Origin of the sequence: Novipirellula caenicola, from assembly GCF_039545035.1 — a bacterium.
Lineage (GTDB): Bacteria > Planctomycetota > Planctomycetia > Pirellulales > Pirellulaceae > Novipirellula > Novipirellula caenicola.
Window position 1 is genome coordinate 33,537 of record NZ_BAABRO010000008.1, and the last position, 17,747, is coordinate 51,283.

At 55.8% G+C, this 17,747-nt stretch carries 10 protein-coding genes; 1 reads left to right on the top strand and 9 read right to left on the bottom strand.

The genetic code is table 11. The features are described 5' to 3' along the window. Positions 1-95 precede the first annotated feature (95 nt). From ABEA92_RS16345 to ABEA92_RS16365, 5 genes are all read right to left on the bottom strand, one after another. Positions 96-638 carry a dihydrofolate reductase family protein gene (locus ABEA92_RS16345; RefSeq protein ID WP_345684917.1) on the bottom strand — a complete coding sequence of 181 codons (543 nt, stop codon included), beginning with the start codon at positions 636-638 and terminating at the stop codon, positions 96-98. A gap of 179 nt (positions 639-817) precedes the next feature. Then, complete coding sequence (locus ABEA92_RS16350) at positions 818-1,438, bottom strand: YdeI/OmpD-associated family protein (protein WP_345684918.1); 621 nt, start codon at positions 1,436-1,438, stop codon at positions 818-820. 362 nt (positions 1,439-1,800) lie between these two features. Continuing rightward, the gene (locus ABEA92_RS16355) at positions 1,801-3,648 is read right to left on the bottom strand and encodes a Gfo/Idh/MocA family protein (protein WP_345684919.1); all 1,848 of its coding nucleotides are present in this window, start codon (positions 3,646-3,648) and stop codon (positions 1,801-1,803) included. Positions 3,649-3,726: 78 nt separating this feature from the next. Beyond that, complete coding sequence (locus ABEA92_RS16360; protein WP_345684920.1) at positions 3,727-4,677, bottom strand: DoxX family protein; 951 nt, start codon at positions 4,675-4,677, stop codon at positions 3,727-3,729. 331 nt (positions 4,678-5,008) lie between these two features. Then, complete coding sequence (locus ABEA92_RS16365) at positions 5,009-6,547, bottom strand: FMN-binding glutamate synthase family protein (RefSeq protein WP_345684921.1); 1,539 nt, start codon at positions 6,545-6,547, stop codon at positions 5,009-5,011. Between the two features lie 352 nt (positions 6,548-6,899). On the opposite strand from ABEA92_RS16365, the gene dnaE reads away from it, so the two are divergent. Beyond that, the gene (gene dnaE, locus ABEA92_RS16370; RefSeq protein WP_345684922.1) at positions 6,900-10,478 is read left to right on the top strand and encodes a DNA polymerase III subunit alpha; all 3,579 of its coding nucleotides are present in this window, start codon (positions 6,900-6,902) and stop codon (positions 10,476-10,478) included. Between the two features lie 583 nt (positions 10,479-11,061). Here dnaE and ABEA92_RS16375 read toward each other — a convergent pair. The 4 genes from ABEA92_RS16375 to ABEA92_RS16390 form a co-directional block, all read right to left on the bottom strand. Beyond that, positions 11,062-12,444: a Gfo/Idh/MocA family protein gene (locus ABEA92_RS16375; RefSeq protein WP_345684923.1), complete on the bottom strand. Its 1,383-nt coding sequence runs from the start codon at positions 12,442-12,444 to the stop codon at positions 11,062-11,064. 56 nt (positions 12,445-12,500) lie between these two features. Beyond that, positions 12,501-13,565, bottom strand: coding sequence for a formylglycine-generating enzyme family protein (locus tag ABEA92_RS16380; RefSeq protein ID WP_345684924.1), 1,065 nt, complete (start codon positions 13,563-13,565; stop codon positions 12,501-12,503). Positions 13,566-14,124: 559 nt separating this feature from the next. Beyond that, the gene (locus ABEA92_RS16385) at positions 14,125-15,588 is read right to left on the bottom strand and encodes a sulfatase (protein WP_345684925.1); all 1,464 of its coding nucleotides are present in this window, start codon (positions 15,586-15,588) and stop codon (positions 14,125-14,127) included. Positions 15,589-15,826: 238 nt separating this feature from the next. After that, positions 15,827-16,729 carry a thiamine-phosphate kinase gene (locus tag ABEA92_RS16390; protein WP_345685101.1) on the bottom strand — a complete coding sequence of 301 codons (903 nt, stop codon included), beginning with the start codon at positions 16,727-16,729 and terminating at the stop codon, positions 15,827-15,829. Between the last annotated feature and the right edge of the window lie 1,018 nt (positions 16,730-17,747).

Consider the following 17,747-nt stretch of genomic DNA (forward strand, 5'->3'; position numbering starts at 1 on the left):
CATCAAGTTACTGCGGACCCTTCACGCCGCGAACCAAGCCATTCGTCCGTGCCACCTCTGCCAAGGGCAGCGTGGGAGCGGTATTTCAGCAGACATTAAACCACCGCGTACTTCGTTTGCACGAACCCGCAATCGAAAATCTTGGTGGTGAGCTGAATTAGCTTGATGTCTTTTTCAAGCGGACCAAACAGTGGGATGCCGTCGCCTATCAGTACCGGGACGACGGTAAGGGTGATCTCGTTGATCAAACCTGCATTGAGGAAACGCTGCACGGTGTTGCCGCCATCGATATAGAGATGCTTGGCACCTTCGACGGACAATCGGCGATGGAGATCCGCGGGGGTTTCTGACGAGTGGGTAACGCATTTGGTGAACTCGGCAGGAAACGCAACCGCGGTTCGGCTCATCACAACCACTTTGGTATCGCCGTAGGGCCAATCGCCGAAGGAGCGAACCTTCTCAAAGGTCTTGCGGCCCATCACCAGCACGTCCACCGAATTCATGAACGCTGCGTAACCACAATCTTCTCCGGCGGGAACAGTGCGGTTCGCTTCGTCGAGCCAATCCAAATTGCCATCGCGACGGGCGATAAACCCATCGAGGCTGGTGGCGATGAAAACAGATGCTTTCGCGGACATTGAGTTTCCTTGAATCGATGACGGTCGCCTTGGGCTAAGCCAACGCTGCGTTGGGAGGGCTCAGCGGCTTCGCAACATTGTATTAGCTCATGCTAAACAACGTCACCTGAGCGATCGTCGATCTGTTCATGCATGTCCGCAGATGGGGACGCGGATTTGGTAGCGGCCTCTTGCCTTGGTTAGCGAAACGTCTCACCACGTTCCAGCATGGCGATGAACTCGAGAATCTTTCTTGCTTTTGTTTCGGGCTTCTTGGCGCTGTGAAGCCGGTGATAGAAGCCGTAGCGTTTGGCCTTTGTGAGTGTCGCGTAGAACTTGCTGGCCTGCTTGGACTGTTGCAATGCGGCAAGAAAATCGGCGGACTCTTCGAACGTGGAACTCGATGCGTAGGCGGCATCCCAGCGACCATCGGCCTTGGCCAGTTCGACTGCGGCGTGACCTGCGGGCTTCATCAGGCCAGCACGCTCGAGTCGCGCGATGTGAGTCTTGTTGATTTGGGACCAGGAACTCCGTTTCCTTCGAGGTGTGAACTTGTGAATCCAGCAGACGTCATCCCCTTTCCGCACCGGGCCATCGATCCATCCGTGGCACAATGCGATGTCGAGTGCTTCCGCGTAAGTGATGCTTTTGTACCCGCTGTCCTTCTTAAAGAACTGGATCCATAGCCCGGCGTGATCGGTGTGGTGTTTGCCGAGCCATCGATCAAACAAGGAAGGCGTCGCAAAGGCGATGACAGGTTTTCCGTCAGGAGAGGCAACTTCCGGTGTCGTGCGATCCACTTTGGTCTTTTTCTTGGCCACGACGAAACGGCAGCGAGAGTGATCGGACGGCCAAAACAACGGAAAACATCGATACCGCAAACCAGGGCGGCAAGCAAACAGTCCCGACGCCACGGTGGCACTAAAACAGTGGGGCACTAAAGCAGTGGTCGGGACGGAGATCGAAAATGAGCCTCTCAAGCATAACGCTGCGAGTCATTTTAAGGCAGCAAACTACGGCATTTGCGTTTTGTAGCTACGTTCGCCCGAGCGTGGATGGTGGCCACGCGATTCGCGTCACCACCTTCTGGCGACGGTTGCTACCAGAAAATCCTTCACCGTGTCGCCTCAAGCGGTGAGCCGCTTGAAGGCTCACCACTTGTTTAGCGTATTGGTCCGCCGCTTTAAGCGACTGGCTTTTTCATGAATTCGCGTTCGACGGCGATCTTGCTGCCATCGGGCGTGGCATCGTTGTCGATATCGAACCACTCTTCCTTGAACTCCAGGTAGCCGCCCTTGCCCGCGTTGGCATTCTTCAACGCCACATTGGTGCCCAGCGCGATCACCGCGTCGCCCATAGCAACTGCGGGGTAACAACGTGGTCGGTTCTCTTTGTCGGGGTTGCGGATGCAGTAGGCCCAGTGCTCGATCTCTTCGCGGTAACCACGGCTGACCGGTCCCGAGTCGGCAGCTTTGGCCACGGGGGCGGCAAAGTCGCCACTCGCACTGGTGTCCAGTGCGTAGCCGCCGCTCTTCTTGGCGATCCCAACTTTGCTGCTGGTGTCGCTGTTGCGGTACAGCATGACGTCGGTTTCTTTGTCCAAGATCAGCGTCCCCTTGCTGCCCAGCACGACTTCGCCCCAGCCGCCGAAACCGTTGCCGTTGATCGACGAATAGGTGACAACGACCTTCTTGTTGGGGTCGGTATCGTAGCCAGGAACCGGACCGTTGCCGGGGTTCTTTTCGTTCGGATACTTTTCAACGCGATCGTAGTAGCCGACGTCGAAGGTTTCGGAGTACTCAGGACCAGGGAATTCGTACATGCAGTAGACATGGTCACCGACTTCGCGATCGAGCGGCATGATGTGGCGGCCGCCGACGGCGTGCACGCTAAGCGGATGCACCTTTTTGCCATCGTCACGCAGCGAGCTCAGGAAGATGCTGACGGCGTCGAGTTGGTGGCTGCCAAGTTCGGCCATCAAACCGGCTCCGGTGCGGTCAAACAGACGCCAGCGATGCAGTTCTTCCATCGCGGTGAAGATCTTGCCTTGCAGCGTGAAGTCTTGATAACCGAACTCCTTGGGGTCAACGTTCTTGTCTTGGTCCCAAGCGGTCCAGAGCGCGATTTCGTTCTGCAATCGCACGATCTCGTCTGGATCCTTTTCGTTTTTCAATTGATTGACGCGGTGCGCCAAGTCGCGAGCGATGCGATCAAATTTTTTGTCGCTACCGACGATCTTTTCGCCGCCGGGAATCGGCATCGACCAGCTGTCGCCGCCAGGCAGGTTGCCACGGTGCCACTGGGCACGGATGTGGTGCAGTTGTCCGAGCAGACCCCAGCGAATCAGGTTGATTGCGTTGTCGTATTTGACGTTGTAATGGCGTTGGTGCCCGGTGGCCAAATGCAGCGGGTTGCCGTTTTGGTCCTTCAATTCGCCAGCCATTCGCGACATGACTTTGCACTGCGCGACGTTGTGTGCCATCAATTTTTCGGTCAGCACGTGCAGCCCTTTTTCCATCGCCAAAGCGGCCACGGGGGCGTGCAGCCAAAGCGGCAACGCGATGATCACCGCTTCGATGTCTGGATCCTTCAGACACTCCATGATGCCGCCGTTTTCCGCGTTGTAAACTTTGACGTTGCGGCGAGCTTCGGCTTCGTCCTTGTAGCCTGCGACGCTGATCAATCCCGGACGCCGCGCCAATGCCGAAGAACTGGACCAATCGCCGTGAAATGCGCGGTGTTCGCTGTAGGGGCGGATGTCACAGATCGCTTTGACCTGGACGTAATCGGGGTTACAGCCGCCAATCAAGACATTGCCTTCGTCACCGGTTCCGATCACCGCGACGCGGACAGGATCGTTGACCTTGCCGTAGCCAAAGTAGGCCGCGCCAAGTCCGGCACCGCTGACGGCACCTGCAGCTACAATCCCACGCAGGAAGTCACGACGGTTGACGTCGTAGTAACTTCCCACGGCTTCGTAATAGTTGTCTTCGCCAACTTTTCGTTCTTCAGCAGAAAGTTTGTCGACCATCGTTCTGTACCTTGTCGCTATTGTTGAGTCGTTGTTTTGAAAGAGTAGAAATGCAGATCCGGTTGCCGAGGACCTGGATTAGGCTTCGGCGGTTTGCGGACTGCAAAATTTGCGTACGACCAAATGAAGGAAATAATCCAATCCGGCGAAGCGTCCTGCACCCGTGCCCGCAAGAACCAAGCACGCCATCGCTTCGATCAATTGGTAATAAGTCGATCCAGGGCCCGCAGTCGGCGGGTATTGGCTAAGGAAGACCGAAGCGAGGAAACCAGCGGCCGCTAACGCCGCGACCGGAGTGAACAGTCCAAACAACAGGCACAGCCCCACGGCGATGTCAAAATAAGGCACCATCGCGTCAATCACGCTGGTGTCGATTCGAGCCGAACGAGGCAGTGTCGGTTTGTAGACACGATGCGTCTGGATCTGCTCGGCCGTCGCAATCCCCATCAGCGAGGATGTGTAGTTCGTCCAGATTTTCTCGATTTCGTCCATCGCGCCAGCACCTTTGCTTGTCCACTCTTTTCGAATGGTTTCGCGCTGTCCGCCTAAACTCGAGACTCCGCTACGCACGGGATCCCGATCCATTTTAACTTGGCGTTCTTTTCCAAGCTCGTATTCTTCTAGATCGTTGGCGTGCTCTTCGATCGCCCAGTCGTATTGCTGCAACGCACTTTCGAAGGCGTCTTGGGCTAGGCGATTCTGTTTTCCGTCGAATTTGTAGTGGTCGCTGATGAGCGCCCACTGCCATTTCCATTCCTTTTCCACACGATCGCGGTCTAATCGAATTTTACCGTCATTATCCCAAACAAGTCCACGATAATGTTCGGCAAAAGGGCCTTTTGCATTGGCAAAAAAGGGTTTGGCGGTCCAGTTACCCGAAGAGTACTTTTCCATCCCTTCGGTGTAAAAATGCCATCCAACGCTCAGTCGTAGAAGCACCAACATGGTGACGCCGATCAATCCCAGCAGTCTTGGAGAAAGCCCCCAGCCAACGGCCAAACGCAGCGGCAACAAAACAAGCTTTCTCACGGAAGGCAGACTCCAAACTAGGGGCGATCAAAGACGCGTTGGGAGGGTATCCACAACGGGAAAGGTGGGTTGGTAGGGGGGGGGATTCTATCAAAAACCCAGCCACGCTGGGGGCTATTATGGCAAATCGACCCTAAATCGCCAAGGATAAGGGCTGCAAAATTACAGCCGCGGCTTTTGCCCCCCGATCCGATGCCAACGATCCGATGCCAACGATGATCAGGTGCCAACGATCAGGCTCGCTGCAGAGTTGATCCCGCTGCCCTGCATTGACCTGCCCCGCACGGACCTACCCCGAACTGACCTGCTCTGCCCGTAGCGCGATAGCGAGCTACTTGACCAGCTCGGGCTTGGCAGCGTTGACCGAACGAGTTTCTTTCAGCCCGGTGGTATCGCGAGTGTAGCCGAGCACTTCATGCAATTGAGAAAACTTGTTCACCCCGGTGCTGAACTCAATCTCCTTGCCACTAAATTGGCAAGGATGTTGATAGCCGCACGCGTAGGACAACGACAGCAGTTCTTTGCGGAAGCTTTTGATGAATCTTGCCATCCGTTCCGCCTTCTCGTCCACGTTCAATCCGGCCTGCAGCCAACGGTTCTGAGTGGCGACCCCGGCGGGACAATGGTCGGTGTGGCATTTGAGCGATTGGATGCATCCGATCGCCATCATCGATTCACGGGCAATTTGGATGGCGTCACAGCCCATCGCAAACGCGATCACCGCGCGATCGGGAAACCCCAACTTGCCACTGCCGATCCAGACGATGTCGTTGGAAATGCCCGCTTCTTGAAAAATCGGATAAACCCGCGAGAAGCCAATTTTAAACGGCAGCGAGACGTGGTCCGCGAACGCCAGCGGTGCGGCTCCGGTGCCCCCTTCGCCACCGTCGATTGTGATGAAATCGGGGCCTTGCCGTCGCTCTCGCATCCGTTGGGCCAGTTCTTTCCAGAAACCACCGTTGCCGATCGCGCTTTTGATGCCCACGGGAAGTCCGGTGCGATCGGCGATCATCTCGATCCAGTCGATTAATTCATCGACGGTGTCGAATTCCGAGTGGGCGTTGGGGGAAATGCAATCGACACCGACCGGGACGTCGCGAGCCAAGGCGATCTCGGCAGTGACCTTTTTGCCCGGCAAAATGCCTCCTTTGCCAGGCTTGGCTCCTTGCGAAAGTTTGATTTCAATGCAACGGATCGATGCGTTTTGCTCGACCTTGGTCGCGACGACATCGATCGAAAAGCGGCCGTTGCGGTCGCGAGCCCCGAAGTATCCGGTCCCCAATTGCCACATGATGTCGGCGCCATGGCAATGGTAGGGGCTGACGCCGCCTTCGCCGGTGTTGTGAAAACAGTTTGCTTTCTTGGCACCGATATTCATCGCCGCGACAGCCTTGGATCCCAGCGAACCAAAGGACATCGCCGAGATGTTGATCACCGATTGCGGCTGAAAGGGGCGAGCTCGGCCATGGGATTCACCCATTACCTTCAGACACGGAATGTACGTCGGGTCATCGCCAACATGTTCCGCCTTGCTCTCGGGAAACGGAAAGACCGCGTGTTTGATGATCGGGTAACCGATCCCGTAGATCTGTTCGGTGGTGCCAAAGCCGAAGTTGTTGTTCTCTCCTTTGGCCGAAGCGTAGATCCAGCTCCGCTCGTCTCGATTAAACGGCATTTCCTCTTTGTCGTTGGCGACCCAGTACTGTCGCATCTCGGGCCCCACCGTTTCCAACCAATAGCGAATGTGACCCACGATCGGAAAGTTGTGCATGATCGTGTGCTTCTTCTGAATGAAAACGTCAAACACGAACACCAACGCCAAGAATCCGGCAACGCAACCGAGCGAAAGCATCAGCCAGTGGTTGCTCATCGCGTCAAACATGGTGAAGACCTTGCAGAGGTAAAGCAGACGAAAAGAAGAGCAGTTACATCGATTCCGGAGCGAATGTTCACGCGAATCGGTGTTTCAATCATCGTAGCATGCCCCCCGGTTCGTGTGGCAGTGAGGCATCGGGCCCGGGTGCCGAAAAATACGGGGGGAGGAAAGCGTGCAGGATCATCTCGCCGAAAATGACAACAGCTGAAAAACGGCGGAAATTTACAGATCGAGCGTTTTGAGTGAGAAAATTCCGTTGTCAAGTCGATGACCGAAGAAGACGGGATTGCTAGGCTAACCTAGAGCCGAGTCTTGCCCTGGCACAAAGGAAATGGAGCCCCCCACTATGAACGCATCAATCATCACCGATTTGAGCGAAGCTGCTTCGCCGCAACCCAAGCCGTTCGTCCATCTGCATTGCCACAGTCATTACAGTCTGCTCGACGGAGCCGGCGATATCGGCCGGCTCGTTGATCGCTGTGTCAGCCATGGCATGAACGCGATGGCGCTGACCGATCACGGAAACTTGCACGGTGCGTTGGAATTCTATCGCAAGGCAAAAGGGGCCGGTATCAATCCGATTATCGGTTACGAAGCTTATATCGCGCCGGGCAGTCGCTTCGATAAAGGGGGCGCTAGCAGCAGCAAGGACGCCAGCTATCACTTGACGCTGTTGGCAAAAAACCGGGTCGGTTTCGGAAACCTTGTCAAACTGGCCTCGGCCGCCTCGCTCGAAGGCTTCTACTTCAAACCGCGAATCGACAAAGAGATTCTGGAAAAGTACAGCGAGGGGCTGATCTGTTTGTCGGGCTGTGTCAGCAGTGAATTCAGCCGCGCCGTGATGAAGGGGGTGGATACCGCCGAGCATGAAAAGGAAGCACGCGATATCGCGGGTTGGTTCCACAACGTCTTCGGTGATCGCTACTTCATCGAGATCATGAACAACGACGTGCAGATCCAAAAAATGCAATTGGAAGGCGCCGTCGATATCGCTAATCGGATGGGATTACCGTTGGTCGCGACAAGCGATTGTCACTACGTCGATCAAGAGGATTCCGAAGCCCAAGACATCATGTTGTGTATCAACACGGGGCGTTTTCGAACCGACACGTCGCGGTTCAAGATGGAGAACGATCAGTTCTTCCTGCGTAGCCCCGAGCAGATGTATGAAAAATTTCCGGGGCTCGAGGACGCGGTCGCGCGCAGCCAAGAGATTGCCAATACGGTCGATATCGAAATCGAATTTGGGAAGCACTTCTTCCCGAACTTCGAGTGCCCCAATGATATGGCGCCGATCGACTACCTTCGCGAGCTGTGCATCGAAGGGTTGCTCAATCGCTACGAAGGCGACCCCGAGCGAATCGTCGATGGCAAGCTGTCCGACGAAGTGATGGCACGTTTGGACCGTGAGCTCGGGGTGATCGAGAAACTCGGTTTCCCGACTTACTTTTTGATCGTATGGGACTTCGTCAACTATGCTCGTGACCAAGGGATCGCTGCGACCGCTCGTGGTAGCGGTGTGGGGGCGATCGTGTGTTACGCACTCTACATGTCGCACGTCTGTCCGCTGCGCTACGACTTGCTGTTTGAACGGTTCTTGGACGAAAGTCGTACCGAGCCGCCGGATATCGATATCGACTTTGAAAAAGAACGTCGAACCGAAGTCATCGATTATGTGAAGCGGCGGTATGGCAGCGAGATGGTTTGCCAAATTGGTACCTTCGGAACGTTGGCGGCGCGCGCGGCAATCAAAGACACCGGCCGCGCCCTGGGGATGCCGCTGGGCCGTGTCAACCAGATCACCGAAATGGTGCCCGACGAACTGAAGATCACGATCAAGAAAGCACTTGAAAAGAGTGCCGACTTGAAAATGACCTACGACGGTGATCCCGAGGTTCGTGAAATGTTGGACCTGGCGATGAAGATCGAAGGTTTGGCGCGGAACGTCGGAACGCATGCCGCCGCGGTGGTGATCGCCGACAAACCGCTTCCCGAATACGTGCCGCTGACCCGCGTGCCGGGGAAACAGGACGTGATCACGCAGTGGTCCATGAACGACGTCGAAGCGTCGGGGCTGCTGAAGATGGACTTCCTCGGGCTTCGCAACCTGACGATCATGAGCCGCACGGTCAAGCTGATCGAACAGACCACGGGCAAGGTCGTCGATCCGCTTAAGTTTCCCCTGGATGACAAAGCCTCGTACGCATTGCTGCAGCGTGGTGAGACCAAGGGCGTTTTCCAGCTCGAGTCCGGCGGGATTCGCGACCTGTTGACGCGGATGAAGCCTGACCAATTCAGCGACATCATCGCAACCGCCGCGCTGTATCGACCGGGACCGCTCGAAGGCGGGATGGTTGACGATTACGTGAACATCAAACACGGTCGTCAAGAGCCCGAGTACAAGCACCCGGTGCTCAAAGAAATTCTTGAAGAGACCAACTCGATCATGGTCTATCAAGAACAAGTGATGCGGATTCTAAACCGCTTGGGGAATGTGCCTCTCTCCAAAGCTTACACCTGTATTAAGGCGATCAGTAAGAAGAAAGAGGCGTTGATCAATCAGAACCATGATGTGTTCATCGTCGGATGTGTCGAAAATGGACTGGCCGAAAAAGACGCTGAAGACATTTGGAATCTGATCGTCAAGTTTGCGGGTTACGGTTTTAACAAATCGCACAGTACGGCGTACGCATTGATCGCGTTCCAAACCGCCTACTTGAAAGCCCATTACCCGGTCGAGTTCATGGCCGCGTTGTTGTCGAGTGATATCGCGGGACGAAACTTTAAACGCAAGGATGCGTTGATCGAGCACATCGAGGATTGCGAACGGATGAACATCGAGGTCGTTAACCCCGATGTGAACCTAAGCGATTCGGACTTCTCCGTTGCCGATGGCAAAATCTTTTTCGCGCTTTCGGCGATCAAGGGCTGTGGCGGAGCAACCGCAATTTCGGTGGCCGAAGAACGCAAAAAGAATGGGCCCTATAAAGATATCTATGACTTCTGTGAACGCGTTGACCAATCGGCTTGTAACAAGTCCGCGATCGAAACGTTGATCAAGGCCGGCGCGATGGATTGCTTTGGCGCCAAACGAAGCCAATTGGTTGCGGTGATCGAACGCGCGTTGCAATCCGGAGCCGCGATCCAAGCGGATAAAAAGAGTGGTCAAGCCAGTTTGTTTGGTGCCTTTGATGACGAAGAGGAGGAAGAAGACGTGAAGGCTGCGGCGCCGCTTCCCGAAATGGAAGAGTGGCCCGAACGCGAAAAGTTGATCTACGAAAAGGAAGTCCTCGGTTACTATCGCGATAGTCATCCGTTGGCCGAGTTCGAGCCCAAACTGGCCACCTTCCGAACGCACACGACCGATAAACTAGGTGATATCAAAGATCGAGGCGAAGTCACGCTTGGCGGGATGATCAGTTCGATCAAAATTGCCCATACCAAGAATCCCAAGCCAGGGGCTCCGTCAAAGTACGCCAACTTTGACCTCGAAGACATGCAAGGCGCAATCCGCTGTATCGTGTGGCCCAAAGGTTTTGCCGATATCGGGCACCACGTCGTCCCCGATGCCGTGGTGCTGGCGAAAGGGAAAGTCGATCGCCGCGGCGGTGGAGACGAAGCCAACTTGATCGTCGACGAACTGATTCCACTCGAAGGCCTCGGCCAGCGGTATACGCATGGCATGCGGTTGCGACTCGACGAAGCAACTCATACGCCCGAGACGATGGCGCGGCTCCGTGAGATCTTGCGAGGCTATCCGGGCAAGCAAGAGATGATGTTTAGTTTGGAGCTAAACGAAGGCGAGGTCGTGCATCTAAAGAGTGAAAAGTACCGTGTCGAGATCACCGAGGAACTTCGCACTCGCGTTGACGACTTGCTCGGCGCCGGGCACTACAAATTGATGATGACCAAACCCTCGAGGTAAACCAAAAGTGCGCCGCGAACCTGCTGAGCCGCGACGCGTAAGCGGCCGGGTCTCTCGCTCGCACGTAACGACCCATCACGTCGAAAAAGATCACGTAGAAAAAGATCACGTAGCGAAACTCGCCAAGAGTTTCGTTGGGGCTACGTCAAACAAACGAAAGTCACGCACGACTTTCACTACGCAAAATTAGCCCATTTCTATAGGGAAAATACTTCACCGCGTTGGCAAGAACGCAACGCTGTGAAGTATTCAGAGACGGCAAATTACGGCATTTGCGTTCCGTAGCTACGCTCGCCAGAGGGTGGATGGTTGCCGGCCAATACGAATCACCACCTTCTGGCGAAGGTAGCTACGAGAAAATGCTTCATAGCGTTGGCAAAAACGCAACGCTGTGAAGCATTCAGAGGCGGCAAATTACGGCTTTTTCGTTCCGTAGCTACGCTCGCCAGAGCGTGGATGGTTGCTGGCCAACACGAATCACCACCTTCTGGCGAAGGTAGCGACGAGAAAAGACTTCACCGCGTTGGCAAAAACGGCGAACTCAAACCACCGCATCCGAAGATGCTACTGCTTGCCGGTCTTCCTACAGGTACTCGCGTTTCTTGACCAACCCTGGCATCGGGATGCTATAGCGGCCGTCGGCGTTGGCTTGCAGCGGTGATTCCGAATCAAGTGTCAAGTCGGCGATGTTCGGGGCGAATTCGTGATCGTGGCTCATGAACTGCTCCAGTGTGATCTCTTGACCCGTATGAGCCGCCATGCGTCCCATCGAGGTCACTGCGCTGGCCATCACGCCACGCTCGACTTCGTTATAAGGCGTGTCGTTGCGAATCGCCGCGATCAGATCGTCCCATTCCAATTGGTACGGGTTCTCTTCTCGCTCAGGCCAATCCCATAGCAATTTGTCTTTGTCCATGTTGTGCCCGTCGTAAATTCGGCTCTCCGCCGGCGTGTGCGATGCCGACGAGATCACGGCCAATCCCTTGCTGCCGTGGGCGTAACTGGCGAACTCTTGTTTGCAGCCCGCAATCGTGCGTCCGTCGACCAACAACTTGGCGCCATCGGCAAACGTGTATTCCATCCCGTAGGAATCAAAGTTCTGGTCGATCATGTCGCCGCGATAATGACGGCCGCCGACCGAATGGACGCGAACGGGCCAATCGTTTTTCATCCAACAAGCTTCGTCGATGTTGTGGATCAAGAAATCGCTGACCGCACCACCGCTGAGCCACAGGAAACCGTGGAAGTTTTTGATTTGGTATTGCAGTTCACTTAGGTCGGTGGTGTTAGGCGGCACCGCTGCCGATGCGGTGGGACCAGCCATCCGGTAGGCTCGCAACAGCGACACGTCACCGATTTCGCCATTCTGAATACGATCAAACAACTCTTGGCGAACTTTGCAGTGACGGCACATCAATCCGACGCCGACCTTCAAGTTTTTGTCCAACGCCTTTTTGTTGATCTCTAACATTCGCGCCGAGGTGGGGGCGTCGATCGTGACCGGTTTTTCCATGAACACGTTCAACCCCTTTTCAATCGCGTAGGTGTAATGCACCCAGCGGAATCCAGGAGGCGTCGCGAAGATCACCACGTCGCCGGGACGCAGGCAATCGATCGCCTTTTTGTAGCCATCAAAGCCAATGAATTGACGTTCTTCGGGGACATCGACTTTGCTGCCGACACGTTTGTGCTTCGATAGCGAGGTATGCGTGCTGCGTAGATTCTTTTCAAAGACGTCCGCAAGGGCCACCAGTTGAATCGGCCCGTTTTCAACCGACAACGCATTTAACGCCGCACCGGTACCACGGCCTCCACAGCCGACCAAGGCGACGCGGATCGTATTGTCTTCGGCGGCATGCACGTGCTGGGCCGACGCAGCTACCAAGGTCGTCGCGGCAGCCACTTGGCTACTGCTTTTTAGAAATTCGCGGCGGGATGAACCGGGGGACTTGTTCTCTAATTTCATATCAGCGTTCCGGAGGAAGGGGGGAGAGAGAGAGGAATGAGGGTGAGTGGGGATGACTATTCTTCAGGATCTAATTGTACTGGGGCGGTTTTGTCCCATTTGTTGGCTTTTTCATCCGCCGTAGGCTCGACCAACGGCCGGACCACACGGAAACCCACGCCCTGTGCATCGGTCAGATACCAGATGCTTTGCGGCAACTGCGGATCCTGCTCTTTCCACTCTTCGCTGGATCCTTCGCGAACACCGCTGCGAAGCATGTCGGGATCATCGTCCCAACCGCCACCGCGTACGATGCGTGGATACAGCGTGCTGGGGATCGCCAGTGGGTTTTTGATTTTGGGGTTCTGCGAATAGAAGTCGGCGACGTATTGATCGAGCACCCATTCGGCAACGTTGCCGTGCATGTCGTACAGGCCCCATGGGTTGGGTTTCTTTTGACCGACCTCGTGGTAGGCATCTTCGCTGTTGTCGAAATACCACGCGTAGTCATCAAGTTGGTCGGGGTCATCGCCGAACGAGTAGGCGGTTTGCGTTCCCGCACGAGCGGCGTACTCCCACTCGGCCTCGGTGGGCAAACGATAGTAACGGCCTGTCTTTGCCGACAACCATTTGCAAAACGTTCGTGCCGCGTGCTGCGTCATGCTGATCGCGGGATAGCGTTCCTTGCCCATCCCAAAGCTCATGTCGGTGTAGGGTTCGGTCGGTTTGGAAATGCCATCGACGAGTTCATCTCGAGGCGTTGCCGGGATCGACAACATTTGACGACGTCGCTGGTCCATCTGCTCGCTCCAGACATCGTATTGGTCCCACGTGATCTCGTACTTGCCCATCCAGAAGGGATCAACTGTGACTTCGCGCTGAGGACCTTCGTCCTCGTTGCGATCCGCTTCGCTCTCGGGCGTCCCCATCGTGAACGTGCCCCCTTTGATCGGAACCATTTCGATCGCCAATTCAGTGTGCTCGATTGGCTCGGCGTAGGGTTTCATCTCCGCTTCGGTTGTTGCGACGGCGTCGGGAACCTCCAGGACTGCGTTGTCCGCAGTGGCAAAAAGAGGGGCAAATGCCACACATAAAGCAGCGGCAGTCGGCAAAAATAAACGGGATTGAGGGGTCGAAAGCATCGTCCGGGAGGGGCTAAGGTGGGAATGAGTGGCGAAACTGTCCAGCAATTATAGCCACCGAGCGGAGCATTGTGTGTGAATTGTCTGGGAGTTTTGCCAAGCGGAACGACGCCCCCGACGACGGGTACCGCTGATTTCGCCAACGCTGTAAATCATCCCGTAGCGGAACTCGTCAAGAGTTTCGGGGGGCATTCGCCAATCGAATGAAAGCCTTGACGACTTGTTGATTTTGTGAGCCGCGACGCGTGAGCGGCCGGGTCCCACGCACGACCCGGTGCCTGACGGCCCACGGCTCAACGTTGTGATTTGCATTTGGATTGAATCAACAAGCCGTTAAGACCTTCGCGGGGCATTCGTCAATCGAATGAAAGCCTTGACGACTTGTCGATTTAATGAAGTTTCCTGCGGCAAGGGGTGTAGGATGGACTTCCTAGTCCGTCAATGGTGGATTCGACGGACTAGGAAGTCCATCGTACGACTAAAACAACAAGCCGTTGACGACTTCCGCTAGAAGGCCACTTGCTCGTTTCAACGTCGACGGCGCTGGTCGCAAGTTCGACTACAAGTCGTTGTCGCGGACTTCGGCTAGCCGGGCGGCGAGTTTGCGCTGGAAGGCTTGGACGACCGGGGCGTAGGCTTCGTCCGACGCCAAATTGGTGTATTGCTGTGGATCGCGGCGGACGTCAAACAACTCGATTCCTGCCGACGCGTCTTCGTTGTACTGGATGTAAGCCCAGTCGTTTTCTCGCAGTAAAAAACCTTTTCGCATTGGAGCGACGCTGAAGGCAGCATCGCGAACCGTGACACTTGGATCGTCCAACATCGCCGAGATGTCTTTGCCTTGTAGTCGCTCGGGAACCGGCATCCCGCAAAGCGCCGCAGTGGTTGGATACAGGTCAATCAGCTCGACAAGGCTGTCGCACACCGCGGGCTTTTTGCCAGGGACGCTGATGATCAGCGGCACGGAAGCCGACTCGTCTCGCAGGCTGACCTTAGCCCAAAAATCGTGTTCGCCAAGATGGTAACCATGATCGCTGGTGAAGATCACAATCGTATTGTCACGCTGGCCCGAAGCATCAAGGGCATCCAGCACCTTGCCGACTTGAGCGTCCATGAACGCGACCGAAGCGTAGTAACCACCGACCGCTTTCTTTTGACGACGAACGTCCATCTGCATGTTCTCGCTGGTTTTGTAGTTGATGCCGGCTTTGGGAATGTCGTCCCAGTCGTCTTCGACTTTTTCCGGTAGCGTCATTGTGTCGAACGGCTTGAAAGGTTCGTAATAAGGACGCGGCGAGACAAACGGGACATGAGGCCGGACAAAACCAACGCCCAACCAAAACGGTTCGTCGCTGTGGTGTTTGATCAACTCGACCGCTTTGGCAGCTGTTTTGCCGTCGCTGTGGACGTCGTCGTCGCCATCGGCTTCGACCACCACAAACGTATTGCCGCCGACCACGGGTTTCTTGCCGTCGGGGTTTCGCTCGAGTGTTTCACCGTCACCTGCGGCCTTCCATTCAGGGCCGGGACTATTGAATCGTTCGGTCCAACAGCGTTCGTCATCGGCTTCGTTTCCCCCTTTTTCGATTCCTCCAGGGACGCCCATGTGAAAGATCTTGCTGACACGCGCCGAGTAGTAACCTTGGTCCTTGAAATACTCGGACCACATCGCACGGTCGCCAATTTGCGGGCGAGGATTCTTGTACCCCAGCACTCCGGTGGCATGAGGGTAATAGCCCGACATGAACGACGCTCGCGAAGGCCCGCAATAAGTGCCTTGGCAATACGCTCGCGTGAAGCGAGTCCCGCGGGCGGCCAACGCGTCAATGTTCGGCGTCTGGCAAACCGTGTTGCCGTAGCAAGACAACGCGGTGGAGGTGAGGTCGTCCGAGATGATGAACAGGACGTTGAACTTGCGAGGCGGCTTCGCCGTCGCTTCGTTCGCATCACTCGCCGGTGGCGCGAACACGAGGCAGGCGATTCCGAGGAAAAGTCCAACGAGGCGACCGAGCGAAACATTCATGGCAAGCGACCGAGAGGGCGAGGTAGGAAGGCGGGCAGAGGCAGGTGGCCAGCGGCAGGGCGGGCTGAAGCGGGGCGGGCTGAAGCGGGGCGGGCTGACGTGGGATGGGCTGACGTGGGATGGGCTGACGTGGGATGGGCTGACGTGGGATGGGCTGACGTGGGATGGGAACGTCACGGCGAAGCCGAGGTTCGCCGCAACGACCGGCCCTGTACGACTGGGCCCCGCGGGCTCCTTCCTAGTGTACATAACCTTGCGGTGAGAGTCGCACGAGTTTCGCGGCCTCGCGTTTCCACAATCCGGTTCGACCCAGGATCGTGCCGATTTGAGTGATCTCGCACTCGTGGTCCATCGCCAACACCTTGTCGGCATCCGCTTGGCTCATGGTCATGATCAGCTCAAAATCTTCGCCGTCGCTCCAGGCGTGTTCAAACGGCGTGCGGCCACTTTTTTCGGCCAACATGATCGCGTCGTCGTGGATCGGAATCGCCGGAATGTTCAATTCGACCCCCACGCCGCTGGCGGCACACAGACGATCGAGGTCCAGCGACAAGCCGTCGCTGATGTCGATCGCCGCGTGCACGTCGACCAATTCTCGTAGTCGATTGGCGAGATCCACACGGGGGGTGGGGCGTAAGTGTCGCCCCAAGATGCTGCCGCCGACAAAACCGGTCACCAGCACCGCATCATTCTCCTGGGCACCGCTTCGCAGCCACGGGTCTCCGGCGGGGACATCGCCAAGCAGCGTGATACTGACACTCAGTGGACCGTTGTAGGTCGAAATGTCACCCCCCGCGATCGCGACCTGGAATTCTGAAGCGGCTTGCAAAATCCCTTCGTACACGTCGCCGGCGATTCGCGTCGCATTCGGTTTCGGTAATGCCAAAGTCACCAATGCCGACTTGGGTACCGCTCCCATCGCCGCAATGTCGCTCAAATTGATCGCCATCGCCTTGTAACCCGCGTCGGCGTAGCCGTGTTCACTCGAATCAAAGTCGACGCCGTCGATGATCTGGTCGGTACAGGCGATCAGGTTGGCTTGAGGAGGCTGAATGACTGCGGCGTCGTCACCGATTCCCACCGCGACTTGGGGCAGCGAGCGGCAGCGACCGCGAAGATAGGCAAGAAAAGAGTGTTCCATGTTGAAATAGCGTGTTTTTAAGGGGAAGTTTGACGTTGGGAACCGCCGAGCGACTCGCAAATCGCCGATTGCGAGCGAGAAAGCGGTGAAATAGACGTCATTTTGGTCCAAATCGAGCATGACGCCCAGAAGTGTCCCCCGTCGATCGGCAACACACAATCCCATCAAGCCTTCTTGCCAGTCACCAGACTCCCCACTCCCCACTCCCCACTCCTCACTCCTCACTTTCCCCTCCCCACTTCCTTCCCCTCCCTTCCCACTTTCCGCTCCTCGCCCGTGGAACATTGGTCGATTTTGTGTGAAACTAGAAAAACAGGGGGCTTATTGCGAAAATTGCTGGACCATCGGTGGTGGACACTCCTATTATTCGGTTGTCCCCAAGCCAAGCCACTGGCCGCATCCCTCTGACTGAGACTCCTCCAAAACACTCAGTCACGAATTGCCAACGAGACACAGGGCTAGGGAGCTACCGGTTATGCCTGATTTTTTTTTCAACACGACCGTACAAGCTGGGCTTTCCGTTCTGGTCTTGTGCATCCTGATTGCCGCAGGATTTTATCTTGTGTCAAGCTATCGGGACTACAACGCCAACGACGGGGAACCAGTTTACGAGACGCTAGCAAATTTGAAAGAAATGCATCTCCGGGGTGAGATTAGCGAAGAAGAATACCGAACTATACAAGCGACAACCCAACGTCAACTAGCAGACCGAATGCAAAACGACCCTTCATCGTCTCCGGACGACAAAGGGACGAACGCCTGAGTGATCTGAACAATCCGATCGAGACTCCTTTCCCGTTGGCAAGTGAAGCAACCGAGTGATGGTTGTCGATTTTGTTAACAATCTCGAACCGGACCGTTCCCGCTGGGGCATTCGCGAAGCCGCAACCTACTTGTGGGTAAAGCTTGTCGAATTGGCTCGGTAGTCTAGTCTTGAATTTGGGACAACCTTTTCGAACGAATGACCCTTCCATATCCATGCGGGCGTTCAATCGGAAAACTATATATTTCGTTTAAT